Origin of the sequence: Haloarcula rara (assembly GCF_029338235.1) — an archaeon.
Classification (GTDB): Archaea; Halobacteriota; Halobacteria; order Halobacteriales; family Haloarculaceae; genus Haloarcula; species Haloarcula rara.
In genome coordinates, this window is sequence record NZ_CP119785.1 from 2,441,609 (window position 1) to 2,457,417 (window position 15,809).

General features: G+C 68.6%; 15 protein-coding genes. 5 read left to right on the forward strand and 10 right to left on the reverse strand.

The window, feature by feature from the left end:
• Positions 1-14: 14 nt before the first annotated feature.
• The 5 genes from P1K32_RS12985 to P1K32_RS13005 all read right to left on the reverse strand — a co-directional run bounded on the left by P1K32_RS12985 (position 15) and on the right by P1K32_RS13005 (position 5,290).
• The gene (locus P1K32_RS12985; RefSeq protein WP_276250141.1) at positions 15-1,367 is read right to left on the reverse strand and encodes a carboxylate--amine ligase; all 1,353 of its coding nucleotides are present in this window, start codon (positions 1,365-1,367) and stop codon (positions 15-17) included.
• A gap of 360 nt (positions 1,368-1,727) precedes the next feature.
• Entirely contained in the window at positions 1,728-2,669 is a 942-nt protein-coding gene (locus P1K32_RS12990; RefSeq protein WP_276250142.1) for a phosphotransferase family protein, read from the reverse strand.
• Between the two features lie 10 nt (positions 2,670-2,679).
• The gene (locus P1K32_RS12995) at positions 2,680-3,342 is read right to left on the reverse strand and encodes an HAD family hydrolase (protein ID WP_379691429.1); all 663 of its coding nucleotides are present in this window, start codon (positions 3,340-3,342) and stop codon (positions 2,680-2,682) included.
• 60 nt (positions 3,343-3,402) lie between these two features.
• Entirely contained in the window at positions 3,403-3,759 is a 357-nt protein-coding gene (locus tag P1K32_RS13000) for a hypothetical protein (protein WP_276250144.1), read from the reverse strand.
• Between the two features lie 4 nt (positions 3,760-3,763).
• Positions 3,764-5,290, reverse strand: a complete 1,527-nt coding sequence (locus P1K32_RS13005; protein ID WP_276250145.1) for an aldehyde dehydrogenase family protein — start codon at positions 5,288-5,290, stop codon at positions 3,764-3,766.
• A gap of 275 nt (positions 5,291-5,565) precedes the next feature.
• On the opposite strand from P1K32_RS13005, the gene P1K32_RS13010 reads away from it, so the two are divergent.
• On the forward strand, positions 5,566-6,264 hold the full coding sequence (locus P1K32_RS13010) for a MinD/ParA family ATP-binding protein (RefSeq protein WP_276250146.1): 699 nt from the start codon (positions 5,566-5,568) through the stop codon (positions 6,262-6,264).
• 9 nt (positions 6,265-6,273) lie between these two features.
• Here the strand turns inward: P1K32_RS13010 and P1K32_RS13015 are convergent, their stop codons facing one another.
• Entirely contained in the window at positions 6,274-6,759 is a 486-nt protein-coding gene (locus P1K32_RS13015) for a halocyanin domain-containing protein (RefSeq protein WP_276250147.1), read from the reverse strand.
• 224 nt (positions 6,760-6,983) lie between these two features.
• Here P1K32_RS13015 and P1K32_RS13020 point away from each other — a divergent pair, with 224 nt between their 5' ends.
• The 3 genes from P1K32_RS13020 to P1K32_RS13030 are packed head-to-tail and all read left to right on the forward strand — an operon-like array spanning position 6,984 to position 10,822.
• Positions 6,984-8,264 (forward strand): Single-stranded DNA binding protein, encoded by a 1,281-nt coding sequence (locus P1K32_RS13020; RefSeq protein ID WP_276250148.1) that lies wholly within the window; start codon positions 6,984-6,986, stop codon positions 8,262-8,264.
• Positions 8,261-10,027 carry a hypothetical protein gene (locus P1K32_RS13025; protein WP_276250149.1) on the forward strand — a complete coding sequence of 589 codons (1,767 nt, stop codon included), beginning with the start codon at positions 8,261-8,263 and terminating at the stop codon, positions 10,025-10,027. Before P1K32_RS13020 ends, P1K32_RS13025 begins: the two co-directional genes overlap by 4 nt.
• Positions 10,028-10,072: 45 nt before the next feature.
• Positions 10,073-10,822, forward strand: a complete 750-nt coding sequence (locus tag P1K32_RS13030) for a metallophosphoesterase (RefSeq protein ID WP_276250150.1) — start codon at positions 10,073-10,075, stop codon at positions 10,820-10,822.
• 30 nt (positions 10,823-10,852) lie between these two features.
• On the opposite strand, the gene P1K32_RS13035 is transcribed toward P1K32_RS13030, so the two are convergent.
• The 3 genes from P1K32_RS13035 to P1K32_RS13045 form a co-directional block, all read right to left on the reverse strand.
• A complete protein-coding gene (locus P1K32_RS13035; RefSeq protein ID WP_276250151.1) occupies positions 10,853-11,698 on the reverse strand; it encodes a class 1 fructose-bisphosphatase in 846 nt (281 codons plus the stop codon).
• Between the two features lie 69 nt (positions 11,699-11,767).
• Positions 11,768-12,538 carry a creatininase family protein gene (locus P1K32_RS13040; RefSeq protein WP_276250152.1) on the reverse strand — a complete coding sequence of 257 codons (771 nt, stop codon included), beginning with the start codon at positions 12,536-12,538 and terminating at the stop codon, positions 11,768-11,770.
• Between the two features lie 66 nt (positions 12,539-12,604).
• On the reverse strand, positions 12,605-12,964 hold the full coding sequence (locus tag P1K32_RS13045) for a winged helix-turn-helix transcriptional regulator (RefSeq protein WP_276250153.1): 360 nt from the start codon (positions 12,962-12,964) through the stop codon (positions 12,605-12,607).
• Between the two features lie 173 nt (positions 12,965-13,137).
• Between P1K32_RS13045 and P1K32_RS13050 the strand changes: the two genes are divergently transcribed.
• Entirely contained in the window at positions 13,138-14,556 is a 1,419-nt protein-coding gene (locus tag P1K32_RS13050; RefSeq protein WP_276250154.1) for an FAD-dependent oxidoreductase, read from the forward strand.
• Here P1K32_RS13050 and P1K32_RS13055 read toward each other — a convergent pair whose 3' ends face one another.
• The gene (locus P1K32_RS13055; RefSeq protein WP_276250155.1) at positions 14,557-15,765 is read right to left on the reverse strand and encodes an iron-containing alcohol dehydrogenase family protein; all 1,209 of its coding nucleotides are present in this window, start codon (positions 15,763-15,765) and stop codon (positions 14,557-14,559) included.
• Between the last annotated feature and the right edge of the window lie 44 nt (positions 15,766-15,809).

The window sequence follows — 15,809 nt, forward strand, 5'->3', positions numbered from 1 at the left end:
CCTGCAACTCACACTCAGTCGTCCGAGACAGTCGCGACCTGCTCTGGTTCCTCCCTCGCTTCCGACTCATCGTCGCCCCCCGACACCAGCGCATCCCGCGCCTCCTCGTAGACCTTCTTCGCCCGCTGCCCGAACCACTGCAGCGGCGCGACCGCACTCGGGAGCGGGTCCTCGCTGCGCAGGAACACCGGTCTCGCGTAGCTGAAGGCGGCGAGGAACCGGGCAGCGGCGAGGGGATGGCCCTCGGAGAGCCGTTCGGCGAGCCACTTGATGTCGCCGTACAGCAGCCGCTGGTGAATCACGTCGTCGCGGTACACCGGCGGGTTCGTCGGGGTGTTCCCGTCGAGCTGGCAGAGGTGGAGCCACGGGACGTCGACGCCGGAGTCGACGGCGAGCGGGACCGACCCCCAGTAGCGGCTGTTGACCTCGATGAGGTAGTACTCGCCGTCGGGCGTGCGCATAAACTCGACCTGGATGGGGCCGGTCCACTCCAGGGCGTCGACGACCGCGGCGGCGTGGTCGCGCATTTTCGGGTCACGCATCCCGGTGATGACCGTCGAGTTGCCGCCGCTGTGGGGGGTGGTTCTGAGTCGGCGCTCCTGGAACCAGGCCCGGAACTCGCCGTCCTCGGCGAGGCCGACGGTGGTGGTCGTCTCGCCGGGGACGTACGCCTGGACGAGCGGCGGGACGGCGTCGAGGTGGTCGTTTCTCGCGAGGACGTCGCGGTAGGTCGAGACGAGCTCGGCCGGCCCGTCGGCGTAGCTGTCGTCGCCGACGCGGTGGAGGTGGAGTTTCCCCGCCGAGTCGTCGACGTACTTGCTCCGGGATTTGACGACGACGGGATAGGCGAGGTCGTCGGCGAGTCGCTCCACGTCGGCAAGCGAGTCCGGGGCGTGGGTCTCCGGCGTCGGCACGGACAGCGGCTCGGCGAGGTCGAAGGTCTGGGCTTTGTCGTAGGCCAGCTTCGCCCGGTCCCAGTCGGGGACCCCAACGGTCGTTCCCGTGGCTTCGAGCCGTGCTTTCCGCTGGGAGACCACCTTGGTCGTCGCGTCGTTGACGGGGATGACGGCGAAGTAGTCGCGCTCCGCGAGGATACCGGCAAGCTGGTTGACGAACGCGTCCGGCGCCTCGGCGGGCGGGTGATGGGTGACCGCCTCCTCGGAGTACCGCGAGAGCGCCCCGAGCGAGCGGTCGGTGTCGCTCGCGGCGGTCACGGGGACGCCTCGCTTCCCGAGCGAGCGGTCGGTGTCGCTCGCGGCGGTCACGGGGACGCCTCGCTTCCCGAGCGACCGGACCACACAGAGGCCGGCCTGGCTGTCCGCGTCCAGTACGAGTGTCCGATACGCGTCCGGGTCGCTGTCGGGCATCATCGGTCTCTCCCCACGGCCGCCCACCGGATTGTTACCGCTGTGCTATCTGGTCGGTCGCCGCCGGCGTCTCGCAGGTCAGGACGGCCTCGGGTCGGGCGGTTACCCCAGCGGCGCGATGACCCCGACCCACAGGTGTGCAGTGGCGGCCGCCGAGTCGTAAGCGCGGCCTGTCGCTGGTCCCCGCCGCAACGTCGGTGGCGCTGACCGGTGCTTACCAGTGTGGAACCACTGGCGAAACCCTCCCTTTCCGGAACGCCACTATCGGTAGCCTGGCGTTCGCTCCGCACAGGCGAAGCCAACTCCCGGCGGTGGGTGCCACGCGTCGGCCGTATCGGCGTGAGACCGACGACGCTGTGCTCACCCGGGGAGTGCCGACGCGAGCGCAGTCCGATGAAAGTCGACCGACGCCGCCCGCGCACGCTCCGGATAGCCGGGGTTCGTCACCGCGCCCCGCGAGTCGACGGCGCTGTCGGCGATGGCGACGACGCGGTGGGCCGGCGCCACGGTCGGCAGCGACCGCACCCGCTCGTAGCCCGCCCGGAACGCCACGCGCAACGGCTCAGGCTCGTCGACGTACCAGTCGGCGACGAGATACTCGGCCTTGGAAAGCGCCAGCGCGGGCGGCGCGGCCATCGGACGCTCCCAGTCGAGGACGGCCGAGACGGTCCCGTCGGCGACGAGCGCGTTGCCGGGACGGAGGTCCCACGGGAAGAGTCGCGGGGTCACCTCGTCGACGGTCGCAGCGTCGAGACAGTCGCACAGTCGGTCCCGAAGGGGGTCGAACGCTGCGGGCAATCGCTCGACGGCCCGGCGACCGTATTCGACGAGCCACGTCTCCGACGTATCGCTCGCAGCGACGAGGCGTCCCGCACCCGCTGGACCCGACGCTCGCGCGAGTTCGCCACAGCCGTCGAACGCGAACGCCGTGTGCAACTCACCGAGATAGCGGCCGAACTGGCGCGCGATATAACGACGCACGGTCGGCGGGCTGTCAGCGAACGTCGTATGCAGGTCCGTCCCCGGCCGGAACTCGCTGATGGCGTAGGCCCGCCCGTCGCGACTGCCGGTCGCAACCACCGCCGGCACTGGCACGTCGGTCCGGTCACGGACCGCCGACACGAGGGCCGCCTCGGTCCGGACCGCCTCGATGGTCTCTGAACACTGGACGACGAGCGGGGAGCGGTCGGCGAACCGAACCACGGCTGTCGGCCGGTGTCCGGACGCCACAGGTTCCACCCCGACGACCGTCCGGTGGGGGTAGTGCCGTCCGACGATGTCGGTGGCCAGCGACTCGTTCATCGGTCGGGGGTCATCGGAGAATCGACGGGAGGTCGGCGAGCGATTCGAGCACGTACTCCGGGCTGTATGGGTCGGGGCCGTCGCCGTCGTCGAGGTAGGCGGCCGCCAGCCCGGCGTTGTGGGCCCCGGCCACGTCGTAAGAAAGCGAGTCGCCGACGTACAGCGCCCGGTCGGCTGGGACGTCGAGCGCGGCCAGCGTCGCCTCGAAGGGCGCGGCGTGGGGCTTCCGGCGGGGCATGTCGCCGGCGTAGACGACCGTATCGACCCGTTCGGTCAGCCCGACCGCGCCGACCTTCTCGGCCTGCCGGTACTCGGGTCCGTTCGTGAGGACGGCCGTCGCCGCGGTCTCGCGAGCGGCGTCGAGTGCCGCCTCGGCCGCCCGCCGGAAGGCGACCTCCGTGTTGTCGACGCCGTCGACGAACGCTTCGGCCAGTGCGATGGCGTCGACCCGGCGGCCGTGCTGGGCGGCCAGTCGGGCGAAGCCGGCGCCGAGATACCCCACTTCGTCGTCGGGGTCCGGCGGGCCGTCAAGCACCGCCCACAGCTCCGCCGGAGCGGCGAAGGGCTCGACGCCGACCCGTTCGAAGGTTTGCTCGTACAGCGCCGCGGTGTCCTGCGTTCGCCGCACGAGCGTCCCGTCCAGGTCGAAGAGAACGGCGTCGAACGTCACGATACTGTTCTCCAGGGATTCGAGTGACAAAAGCGGCGCGCCGGCGTCGGGCTCGCTGGTTCGTTACCCCTCGAACTCGAATCGCTCGGGCTCGTTCGACCGCAGCACTTCCCCGCTGGGATGGAGCGCCACCGCTACAGAGCCGGCTTCGTGTGCCCGAGCGAACTCGCGAATCGGCGCGGCGTCGGCGCAGTCCTCCGGTGCGTCGACGTTGATGCGGTCGGTCATCCCGTCGGTCTGGAGACAGAGCCACCCCGAAAGCGCGAGTGCGACCTTCGGGTCGCTGTCGGTTCGCTCGGGCGCGGCGGCCTCGCGGAGCCGCTCGTGCATCCCCGAGGGGACGACGTAGCGGGTCCCGTCGGGGGCGACGGCGACCTGCTGGGCGCGGAGCTCGCCCTCGACCGGGGGGAAGGGAATCACGGACTCAGTCCAGGCTGATGGTGACCGTCTTCGTCTGGGTGTAGTGGTCGACGGCCTCCTGTCCGATCTCTCGCCCCATCCCCGACTGCTTGTAGCCGCCGAAGGGCTGGCCGGCGGGGAAGTCGTTGTAGGTGTTGACCCAGATGTTGCCGGCCTCGATGTCCTTCGCACACTGGTGGGCCATGGTGAGGTCTTCGGTGAGCACGCCGGCGGCCAGGCCGTAGTCTACGTCGTTGGCGAGTTCTATCATCTCGTCGTAGTCGCTCCACTCGAACACTTCCTGAACCGGGCCGAAGATTTCCTCCTGGACGGCCGTGCTGTCGTGGTCGATGTCGTCGATGAGCGTCGGGGCGACGAAACAGCCGTCCGAGAGCGCCTCGTCGTCGGGCTGGCTCCCGCCCGTGACGAAGGCGGCGCCCTCGGTTTCGGCCGCCTCGATGTACTCCATGGTCCGCTCGACCTGCTCGGCGGTGACTTTCGGCCCGAGGTCCGTCGACTCGAGCAGCGGGTCGTCGACGGTGAGGTCGTCGGCTGCCGCGGCCAGTTCGTCGAGGAACTCGTCTTTGATGGCCTCGTGGACGAACAGGCGCGACCCGGCACAGCAGCACTCGCCGGTGTTGAAGAAGATAGCCGTGATGGTCGTCTGGACGGCCTGCTCCAGGTCGGCGTCGGGAAAGACGACCAGTGGACTCTTCCCGCCCAGCTCCAGCGTGATGTCGGTGATGTTGTCGGCGGCGCTTTTCATCACCTCGCTGCCGACCTCGGTCGAGCCGGTGAAGGCGAGCTTGCGGATGTCCTCGTGGTTCGAGAGGGGTTCGCCGGCGTCTGGCCCGAAGCCGGTGACGACGTTGACCACGCCGTCGGGGACGACGTCACCCGCTTCCGCCATCAGCTTCAGAACGGTCAGGGGCGTCTCCTCGGCGGGTTTGAGGACGACGCAGTTCCCGGCCGAAAGCGCTGGGCCAAGCTTCCAGGCGGCCATCAGCAGCGGGAAGTTCCACGGGATGATCTGGCCGACGACGCCGTAGGGCTCCTGGAGGGTCTGGACGTGGCGGCTGTCGTCGGTGTCGACCGTGCGCCCCTCGTGTGCGCGGGCGATGCCTGCGAAGTAGCGGAAGTGGTCGATGACGAGGTCCATGTCGATGCGGGCCTCTGTGATGGGCTTGCCGTTGTCCAGTGACTCCAGCCGGGCGAACTCCTCTTTGTTCTCCTCGACGGCGTCCGCGATGCTCTCGAGCATCGCCTGTCGCTGGGTCGTCGAGTAGCCGCTGTACACCTCGTCGTAGGCGTCCCACGCCGCCTCGACGGCCCTGTCGATGTCCTCGGCCTGGCCGGCGGCGACCTCGGCGAGCGTCTCCCCTGTGGTCGGGTCGGTCGTCTCGAAGGTCTCGCCCGAGACGCTCGCGACCCACTCGCCGCCGATGTACAGCTGTCGGTTCTCGGGTACCAGCTTGTTTGCGGCCTGGTCGTGGCGTTGCTTGATCGCGGACTTTCGCTCTGCTGGAGTCTGGGACGTGTCATCGACAGACATTACAATATATGATATTCGGGAAACATATTTAAACATACTCTATTTCTTACAGGAGTGTCGGTGCTTCTGCAACCGCCGGGATGGCCGCAGGGAAGACCGGCTGTGAGGCCGTTCGAACTGCGGACCCACTCAGCCGGCAGGCTGGCGTTTCTCCGACCGGTATTCACACGCTCCGGGTGGACAATCACTGCCTCCCTGCTCCGGTCGTGCCACCCGCGTATTGACAACCGAGGAGAGATACATTTTTTCCGGTCGCTGCCCCACGGTACTGACAGATGCAAGGGGCCCACTGTCTCACCATCGCCGGTGGCAAGGGTGGCTGTGGCAAGACCACGACGGCCGTCAACACGGCGTATGCGCTCGACGACGCCGGCTACGACGTCGTCGTCGTGGACACGGATCTGGCCATGCCGAACCTGCATACGGTGCTGGGGACGAGTCACGAACCGACCATACACGACGTGCTGGCCGACGCGGAACCGCTCGAAGCCGCTATCGATACGAGCGACGACGTCGCCGCAGTGTACGGTGACCCCTCGCTCGACCGCTACACGGACGCCGACCCGGCCGAGCTCAAGACGGTCTGTAACCGTCTCAGGACCGCTTTCGATGTGGTCGTCCTCGATACGGGCGCGGGCGTCACCCACGCGACGATGGTCCCCTGCGGACTGGCCGACGACGTGGTGCTGGTGACGACGGCCAAGGAACACGGCGTGGCCGACACCAGCCGGACGAAAGAGATGGCCGAACACGTCGACAGCCACATCCCCGGCGTCGTCGTCACCCGCGCCGACGACGAGACCGGCCGTGAGATAGCAGCGCGCCTCGAAACGTCGCTGCTCGCCGCGGTGCCGGACGAGCCCGACGTGTTCGGGACCGAACCTGTCGTCAGGCACGCGCCTGATTCGGACGGAGCCGCCGCCTACGGTCGCGTGGCCGACGCGCTCGCCGAGGGTATCGCTGGCGACGACTGAATCTCGTCGCTATTCGACGACGAGGGCGCCTTTCATGCCGATTCCCTCGTGTGGGGTACAGTAGTAGGTCACCACACCGGTCTCCTCGAAGGTCTCTTCGAACGTAAAGCCCTCTTCGGTCGTCTGCTCGGACTCGAAGCTTGCGCCCTCCTCGGCGACGACGTTGTGCTGACTCCCCTCGCCGGTCCATTCCCACGTCACTGTCGTCCCGGTCGATATCTTGACTGCGGCGGGCCCGAAGCCGAAGGCCCCGCCGTTTGCGTCGACGCCCACGTCGACGGCCACCGAATCGCTGTCCGTCTCGTCGGTCAGCGACCCGTCGAAGTTATCGGTGTCGGAGAGATACGACGAGACGGCCTCCGGAACGTCACTGTCGGACCCGGTGGCCGGACTGTCGTCGCTGCTTTCGCCGCCCGAACAGCCCGCGAGTGCCCCTGCGGCTGTCACTGCGCCGATTGCTCGGATGAACGACCGTCGGTCGGGAGTTGCGTTCATTACGGGCGGAGATTGGCTACCGGTGTATATACGCTTGGCCCCGGTTCTTGGCCATCGGGAACGTTCTCGGCCGGACTCACCCGCCCATTCGAAACGCTGACCGTACAGTGGTGGACCCAATTGACGCCCCCGGACCGCGTCTCTCACGACGGGACTTGCTGGCTGTTCACAATCCCAACCCGGCCCACAAACGCTTTTCAGTACCCCTCTCGAAGCGTTCACCGATGTCTCTCGAAGAGCATGTCGAGGAACTCGCCTCCGACCTCGACGTAGACAAAGAGGAGGTCAGACGCGACCTGGAGAACCTGGTGAACTACTCGGTGCCGATGGACGAGGCCAAACAGAGCCTCCGCCGGAAGTACGGCGACGGCGGTGGCGGCGGGAGTAGCGGCCCGTCCAGCAAGGCCATCGGCGAGGTCACCACCGACGACTCGAACGTGACCGTCACCGCGGTGGTGCTCACGTCCGGGCGTCGGTCCATCCAGTATAACGGCGAACAGCACGTCATCCGCGAGGGCGAACTCGCAGACGAGTCCGGCACCATCTCCTACACCGCGTGGGACGGCTTCGAGGGCGACCTCGAACCCGGCCAGACCGTGCAGTTCGGCAACGCCGGGGTGCGAGAGTGGGACGGCAAGCCCGAACTCAACCTCGGGGACAGCACCGACGCGACCGTCGCCGAGGAGACGCTCGATATCGACGCCGACGTCGGCGGCGAGGCCGCCCTCCGGGACCTCGAACCCGGCGACCGCGGCATCACCGTCGAGGTGCAGGTCCTGGAGTGTGAGGAAAAGACCATCGACGGCCGGGACGGCGAGACCGAAATTCTCTCGGGCGTGTTCGGTGATGCGACCGGCCGGCTTCCCTTCACCGACTGGGAGCCCCACGACGAGATCGAGGCCGGGGCGTCGGTCCGCATCGAGGAGACGTTCGTTCGTGAGTTCCGCGGTGCGCCGTCGGTCAACGTCTCGGAGTTCTCGACGGTCACAGCGCTCGGCGAGTCCGTTTCCGTCGCCGAGGACGCCCCGCGGATGGCCATCGGCGAGGCCGTCGAGAGCGGCGGGCAGTTCGACGTCGAACTCGTGGGCAACGTCATCCAGATTCGGGACGGATCCGGACTCATCGAGCGCTGTCCCCAGTGTGGCCGCGTCGTCCAGAGCGGGCAGTGTCGCTCTCACGGCGCCGTCGAAGGCGAGGACGACCTGCGGACGAAGGCTATCCTCGACGACGGCACGGCGACCGTGACGGTCATCCTCGACGACGAACTGACCGAGGAGATTTACGGCGGTGACCTCGACGACGCTCGCGAACACGCCCGCGACGCGATGGACAAGTCAGTCGTCGCCGACCGCATCGCCGACCGTGTGGTCGGCCGCGAGTACGTCGTCCGTGGCTCGCTGTCGGTCGACGAGTACGGCGCCAACCTCAACGCCAGCGAGTTCGACGAATCGGACGCCGACCCGGCCGAGCGTGCGAAGGCGCTGCTCGCGGAGGTCGAAACATGAGCGAGTCAGAGGACAGCGGGCCGGGCCGCCGCGAGGTCGCCCACCGCCTCTTCGCCGCAGAGTTCGACGACGCGGAGTTCTCCTACTCGGAGTCCGACGAGGAGCGCGCCCCGAACTACGTGGTGACGCCGACGGGCGCGCGGGTCAACCGGCTGTTCGTCGTCGGCGTCCTCACGGAACTGGAACAGGTCAACGAGGAGGTCCTCAGAGCGCGCATCGTGGACCCGACCGGCCCGTTCGTGGTCTACGCTGGCCAGTACCAGCCGGAGGCGCTGGCGTTTCTGGAAGCCGCGACGCCGCCGCTGTTCGTCGCCGTGACCGGCAAGGCCCGCACCTTCGAGCCCGAGGACGGCGACCGCGTGTTCACGTCCGTTCGACCGGAGTCCATCAGCGAGGTCGACGCCGAGACGCGCGACCGCTGGGTCGTCCAGGCGGCCGAGCAGACCGTCGCCCGCGTGGGTCGGATGGCGGGCGCCAGACAGTCCGACCTGTCGGGGGAGGCCCTGCAGCAGGCGCTGGTCGCGGCCGGTGTCGAAGAGAGCGACGCCGCCGGCGCCGCCCTGGCGCTGGAGTACTACGACACGACCGGTGACTACCTGCAGGCGGTCCGGGACCTGGCAGTAAACGCCGCCCGCGTCGTCGCGGGCGAGCGCGACGAGGCCGGGTCCCTCTCGCGTGCGCCCGGCGACGGCACAGACGGCCCGCTTTCGGCCCTGGCGACGATGGAACTCGAAGCACACGAGGGTGGTCCCTCGGCCGGCTCCGAACCGAGCGACGCCGCCGAGTCCGACGAACCGTCGCCTGCAGAGACAGCGGCTCCCGAGTCGACGGCAGATGCCGAGGCCGCCGAGCCGGCGACCGACACCGGGACTCCCGAGTCGGCGACCGATACGGACCCGTCTTCGACAGCCGAGACCGGGAATACTGCGACGGCCGAGACAACTGCTTCGACGGAAACAGACGAAGAACCTTCGACGGAAACAACGACCGAAACGACCAGTTCGGCTACCGAAGCTGACGACAGTTCGGAGCCGGCGACGGACGCCGACCCGGTATCGACGGAACCGGAGACCGCGTCGACTGCGGATAATGCCGACGAAGGTAACTCGGAAACGCTGGGTAATTTCGAGAGCGATGTTGCCACTGAGTCGCCGGGCGAGACTGCAGCGGACGCCGACGCGGCGACGGACGACGACGAGGTCGGCGAGTTCGACACCGAGTTCGAACTCGACGAGGACGAGCGCGAGGAGATAGAGGAAGAGTACGGCACCGACTTCCAGAGCGGGACGGAGGTCGACGACGCCGGCGAGGCCGGCATCGAGACTCCCGACCCGGAGGAGCTGGCCGAGGCGGAGCCGGCCGAGGCGGGCACTGCGTCCGAGGCGGAGCCGGCCGAGGCGGGCACTGCGTCCGAGGCGGAGCCGGCCGAGGCGGGCACTGCGTCCGAGGCGGAGCCGGCCGAGGCGGGCACACCGGCGGATGCGGAGCCCGCCGCCGAGACCGAGACGGCGGCTGCTGCTGCGTCATCGGCAGACGAACCAGCGGCCGACGAGGCGCCGGCCGCGGATGTCGACCTCGAAGACGCGGTGATGGACGTGATGACTGACCTGAACGAGGGCAGCGGTGCGGACCGCGAGGCGGTCATCACCGAGGTGATGGAGAGCTACGGTGCGGACCGCGACGCCGTCGAAGACGCCATCCAGGACGCGCTGATGGGCGGGCGCTGCTACGAGCCAGACGACGACAAGCTGACGCCCATCTGAACTGGAACGCGCCCCTTTTCTCGCGTGGTCGCCAACGACCCAGCCATGCGTGTCGAACCAGTCCCGGGCGTCCCCGCGGCCACCGTCGACACCGACGCCAAGCGACTGCTCGCGCTCGCGGACTACCACGCCGGTATCGAGGCCGGGCTGCGCTACGAGGGAGTCGAGCTCCGGTCGGCGGCCGACGAGCGGCGGGAGCGGCTGGTTGCTGCCCTCGAACGCACCGGTGCCGACCGGCTGGTCGTCGTCGGTGACCTCGGCCACGCCATCGGCTCGCCGTTCGAGACCGAACGCGAGGAGCTTGAAGCGCTGTTCTCGACCCTCACCGTTCCAGTTACCCTCGTGAAAGGAAATCACGACGGCGAGCTCGAACCGGTTCTCGACGACGTCGACGCGGACGTGACGATAACGCCGGGCCACGGCACCAGTATCGGCGACGTGGGGTTCGCACACGGTCACACGTGGCCGTCCCCGGCGGTCCTGGAATCGGCCGTCGTCTGTGTGGGCCACGAGCACCCGGTGGTCAAGCTGGAGGACGAGGTCGGGGGCAATCGGAAAGAGCGAGCCTGGCTTCGCGGGCCTCTCGCGCCCGACCCCTTCGAGGACCACTACGACCGGTCGCTCGACGTGGACGGCGACTTGGTCGTCTTCCCGGCGTTCAACGACCGCTCGGGCGGGACGTGGGTCAACGTCCCGGGCCAGGAGTTTCTCGCGCCGTTTCTCCCGGCCGGCGTGGCCGACGCGGAGGCGTTCCTCCTCGATGGCACGCGGCTCGGGAACTATCGGAACGTCTGAGAAGTCGGCCGCTCGGTGGCGCCGACCGGGCTACTGTGCGAGGCCGTCCTCGAGCCGCTGGATGAGCGACTCGTTGCCGAGGAAGGTCGGGGTGCGGCCGTGGACCTCGTCGGGCTCGACGTCGAGCAGCGACTGGGCGCCGTCCGAGGAGGCGCCGCCGGCAGCCTCGACGAGGTAGGCGAGCGGTGCCGACTCGAAGTGGACCCGGAGCTTTCCGCCGGAGTACTTGTTGGTCGCCGGGTAGCCAAAGAGACCCCCGTACTCGAGGACCTGTGCCAGGTCGGCGACGGTCGCACCACCGTAGCGGGGTTTGAGTTCGCGGGCGAACTCCTGGGATATCTCGTTCATCGCGTCGCTTCGCTGGCTCCACTTCCCGGCCATCCCGAGCACTGTCGGGTCCTCGGGCAGCGTGAAGGTCCCCCACCGCTCGCTGTGGCCGTCCCGGAGGAGGTACTCCTGGACGATGTCGCGGTCCTCCCTGGCGATGGTCAGCGTAGTGTAGGGGCCGTACAGTACCATCATCGAGGCGACGAGGTTGCGCCCGCTGGCTGGCAGGTCGCTGTCGTAGACGCCGACGATGGTCCCGACGGAGTTGTTCGAGGCCAGGTTCGAGGAGCCATCGAGCGGGTCGATAGCGATGGTGTACCCCTCTCCGAGGTCGACGATTTCCTCTCGCTCCTCGCTCGCGTAGCCACCGACCCCCTCGATGGCCGACAGCGCGTCGAAGTAGAGGTCGTCGGCCCAGACGTCGCCGCCGACCTGTTCCTCGCCGCTGGGGTTTTCGCCCGCGGACCTGTGGGCGTAGTTCGCGAGGTTCCCGCTGACGTAGTGGGACGTGTCCTTTACTTCGCGTTCGATCTCGTCGAGCGTGTTCATCTGTCTGCCTCCGCTCGGACAGGTTGGTCGTACATGATAGTTCTACATCGTGTCGGGGAGACCTTAAGCCTACACGTGCGGCTTGGGCGTGAGGGCCTCGAAGGGCTGGTCGCCGAGCCATTCACAGAGCCGACAGAGATTCGCCAGGGCGGCCTCGAACAGCTCCTCGCCGACGGCGGCGGAGGCGTCGGTCTGGTCTCCAAGGACGCCGTTGTCGGTGTTGTCGATAGCGTCGTAGAACGTGCGGGCGCCGTACTGGCGGCCCGTCTCCTCGTCGAACGCTTCGAGCCCGCCGTCGCGGGCGTCTTCGATGCGGTCCTCGTGGACCAGCTCCCCAGCGAGGTGCTGGATGAGCGAGGTCTCCTTGGGGCCGCCGTGTGGCCCGGGCGTCTCGAAGACGTCCTCGATTCGCTCGGTGATGGACTCGTCCCACATCCACTCGATGGCGTACATCGTCCCGTCATCCCGGACGCGCCGGCCCACCTCACGGAGGTGTTCGACGTTGCCGCCGTGGGCGTTGACGAAGACGACGCGGTCGATACCGTGGTACGCGAGATTTCGCGTGAGGCTCTCGACGTAGTCCCGGAACGCGGGCGCGTCGACCCACATCGTCCCGTGGAACTGCCGATGGTGGGGGCTGACGCCGACGTTGATAGTGGGCGTACAGAGATAGCCCGTCTCCGCGGCCGCGGCGCGGGCAAAGGACTCCGCGATTATGTGGTCCGTCCCCTCGGGCAGGTGGGGACCGTGCTGTTCTGTCGAGCCCAGCGGGACCAGTGCGAGCGACTCGGATTCGAAGTACGACTCGAGGTCGGGCCAGGCCTCGTCGGCGAGGTACATACTGGGTCATACGGAGCCAGCGTCTTGAACGGTCCGGCACCGGGGGCTCGCAGCGCGCTGTCGTCCCTACGACTCCGACGGCCGGAGGTGTTCTTGCCCCCAGGCGGCCATCTCGCTGATGACCGGCTCGAGCGATCCGCCGCGCTCGGTCAGCGAGTAGCGGACCCGGAACGGCTGCTCGTTGACGACTTCGCGGTCAACGAGCCCGTGTTCCTGCAGGTCTTCGAGACTGTCCGAGAGCACCTTCGAAGAGATGCCGTCGACGTTCTCCTTGAGTTCGTTGAACCCCGAGGGGCCGTTCTCCAGCAACCGATGGACGATGACGGGGTGCCACTTCTTCCCGATGAGTGTCGCCGTCGTCGTAATCGGACACCACTCCTCGCCCGCACACCACACTGCCAGGGGCTCGCTCGTACTGTCGCGCATACACGAGCGGAGACCGGCCAGCCACTAATAGTTACGTCACGTAACTGGGTCACGCTCCGTTACCGACGACTCACCTCGCCCCGGGACGACGAATGGTCCGCCCTCACGCTCCGACGGGAGGGCTAACCACGGGGTAACTCAACAGTTAGGTGACAGGCGGCCCACGTCCCGGTATGAGCGACCCCTTTGTGGTCGTCGGCGGCGACGCCGCCGGCCTCAGCGCCGCGAGCAAGTACGGGCGAGCAAATCCCGACGGCGACGTCGTCGTCTTCGAGAAGGGTCGGTGGGTCTCCTACGCCCACTGCGGGACGCCCTACTACGTCAAAGGCGAGGTCGAGCGGCTCACCGACCTGCTGTCGTTATCGCCCGAGAAAGCGGCCGACCGGGGCATCGACCTCCGGCGGGAACACGAGGTGGTGGCGGTCGACACCGACGCCGAGACCGTGACAGTCGAGGGCGACGGCGAGCGCTTCGAACAACCCTACGCCGACCTCCTGGTCGCGACCGGTGCCCACGCCGTCACCGACCCCATCGAGGGATACCACCGCGACATGGCCTTCACGATGCACGGGCTGGACTCGGCGGCGGCCGTCAGAGCCGCGCTGGCCGAGCCGGGCGACTCTGCGGTCGACACGAGCATCGAGTACGTGGACGCCGAGCTCGTCGAGCGCTACGCGGCGATGGCCCCGCCCGAACGGGTGGCCATCGTCGGCGGCGGCTACGTCGGCGTCGAGATGGCCGAAGCGTTCCGTGCTCACGGGCTTGAGACCCACGTCTTCCAGCGGGGCCCGCACCTCCTCTCGCCCTTTGGCGACTCGGTGTGTGAGCACGTGGCCGACCACCTTCGCGAGCAGGGCGTCGAACTCCACCTGAACTGCAGCGTCGAGGAACTCGACGGGGGCGACCACGTCGAGGCGGTCGTCCACGAGAACGGCCGGGTCGACGTGGACTTTGCCCTCGTGGGTATCGGGGTCGCACCGAACTCGCAACTGCTTGCGGACACACCGGTCGAGCTGGGCGAGTCGGGGGCCGTCGCGGTCGACGAGTACGGCCGGACGAACGTCGAGCACGTCTACGCCGCCGGCGACTGCGCCGAGGACAACCATACCGTCACCGACGCGCCGGCCTGGGTCCCGCTCGGACTCACAGCCAACCGCGCGGGCCGGGCCATCGGCCAGACGGTCGCCGGCGATTCGGAACCCGTCGGGGAGGTCGCCGGCACCGCCGTGGTCAAGGCGTTCGAGCTAGAGGCCGGCCGGGTCGGCATCATCGACCACGACGACGCGCGCGCGGCCGGCTTCGACCCGGTGACGAAGAGTATCACCGCCGGCTCGCGGTCGGGCTATTACCCCGGCAGCGAGCCGACCACAGTGAGCCTGACCGCCGACCGGGAGTCGGGTAGGGTCATCGGCGGCTCCATCGTCGGGAAGGACCGCGCAGCCATCCGAATCGACACGCTGGCCACGGCGCTCGAATCGGACCTGACAGTCGAAGAACTCGAACGGCTCGACCTGGCCTACGCACCCCCCTTCAGCCCGGTGTGGGACCCGATTCTCGTCGCGGCGAAGGTGCTCCGGGGCGAACTGGAGTAACTACCACGCCGCTTCCAGTACGCCCACGATGTCCTCCCGCGTCGGGTCTAGCCCCGGGGGCCCGTTCTGCACGAACGGGTCGGCGAGGACAGCCTCGGCCACTGCAGGGAACGTTTCGCGGTCCGGTCCGTTCACGTCCCGGAGCCTCGTCGGGAGTCCGAGCCCGGCGGCGATGTCGGCGACGCGCTCGACCACTGCGGCCGCCGGGTCGTCGGCGTCGCCGACACCCAGCGCCCCGCCGAGCAGGTCCCGGCGGCCCTCGACCGCGTCGAAGAGGTAGTCCAGCGCGTGGGGCGCGATGACCGCGTGGGCTGCGCCCTGCTGGACGTCGTACGTCCGCGTGAGCCCGTGACCGAAGGCGTGAATCAGCGACAGCGTCGTCCCGTCGGGCCGGGAGATGCCGTACTGGACCAGGAGGATACCTCGCGTGAGTCGCTGGAACGTCGTCTCGTCGGTCTCGCCCGCGCCGAGTGTCTCCAGACCCTCGGCCAGCAACCCCAGGCCGCGCGTCGCGGTCGCGTCGGTGATGGGTGTGTGGTTCCGGGCGTACAGCGTCTCGATGCCCTTGTCGAAGCCGTTCATCGCCGAGCCCGCGAGCACCGATTGGGGGGTGGTCGCCACGAGTTTCGGGTCGTAACAGGCGGCCGCCGGCATCAGCCTGGGGTCGCTGACGGCGCCGCTCGCGGGTTCGGAGACGGGACAGGTCGCCGGGTCGGCGGTGACGCCGGCCACCTGCGAGAGGTCGGCGCCGGCCAACGTCGTCGGGACGGTGACGACCGGCGGGACGCCCGACTCGGGCACCGAGAGGGTCCCGCGCTCGACCAGTTCAGCGCCGACAGCCGCGGGGTCGCAGTCGGTACCCGCGAGCACCGACAGCACCGTCGCCACGTCGAGGCTGCTGCCGCCGCCGACCGCGACGATGGCGTCCGCGTCGGTCTCGCGATACTGTGTCAGTGCCTCGTAGGCCGTGCCGAGGCGCTTCTTCGGAGTCGTTCCCGCGAAGACGCCGGCCAGCCGGTCGTCCAGGCCCGTGCGGACGGGCTCTATCACCGCCGGCGTCTCGCCGACGGTCGACCCCGTGACGACGAACGCCCGCTCACAGCCCAGCGCCGTCACTTCGCTTGCCAGCTGTGAGACGCACTGTGGCCCGTATCTGACGGTGGCAGGCTCGTACTCGAAGCGGAACGGCTCGGCGAGCGAGTCCGCCATCGCTCAGCCCCCCGCGGCGGTTTCGGCGACGCGAGATGCAGACG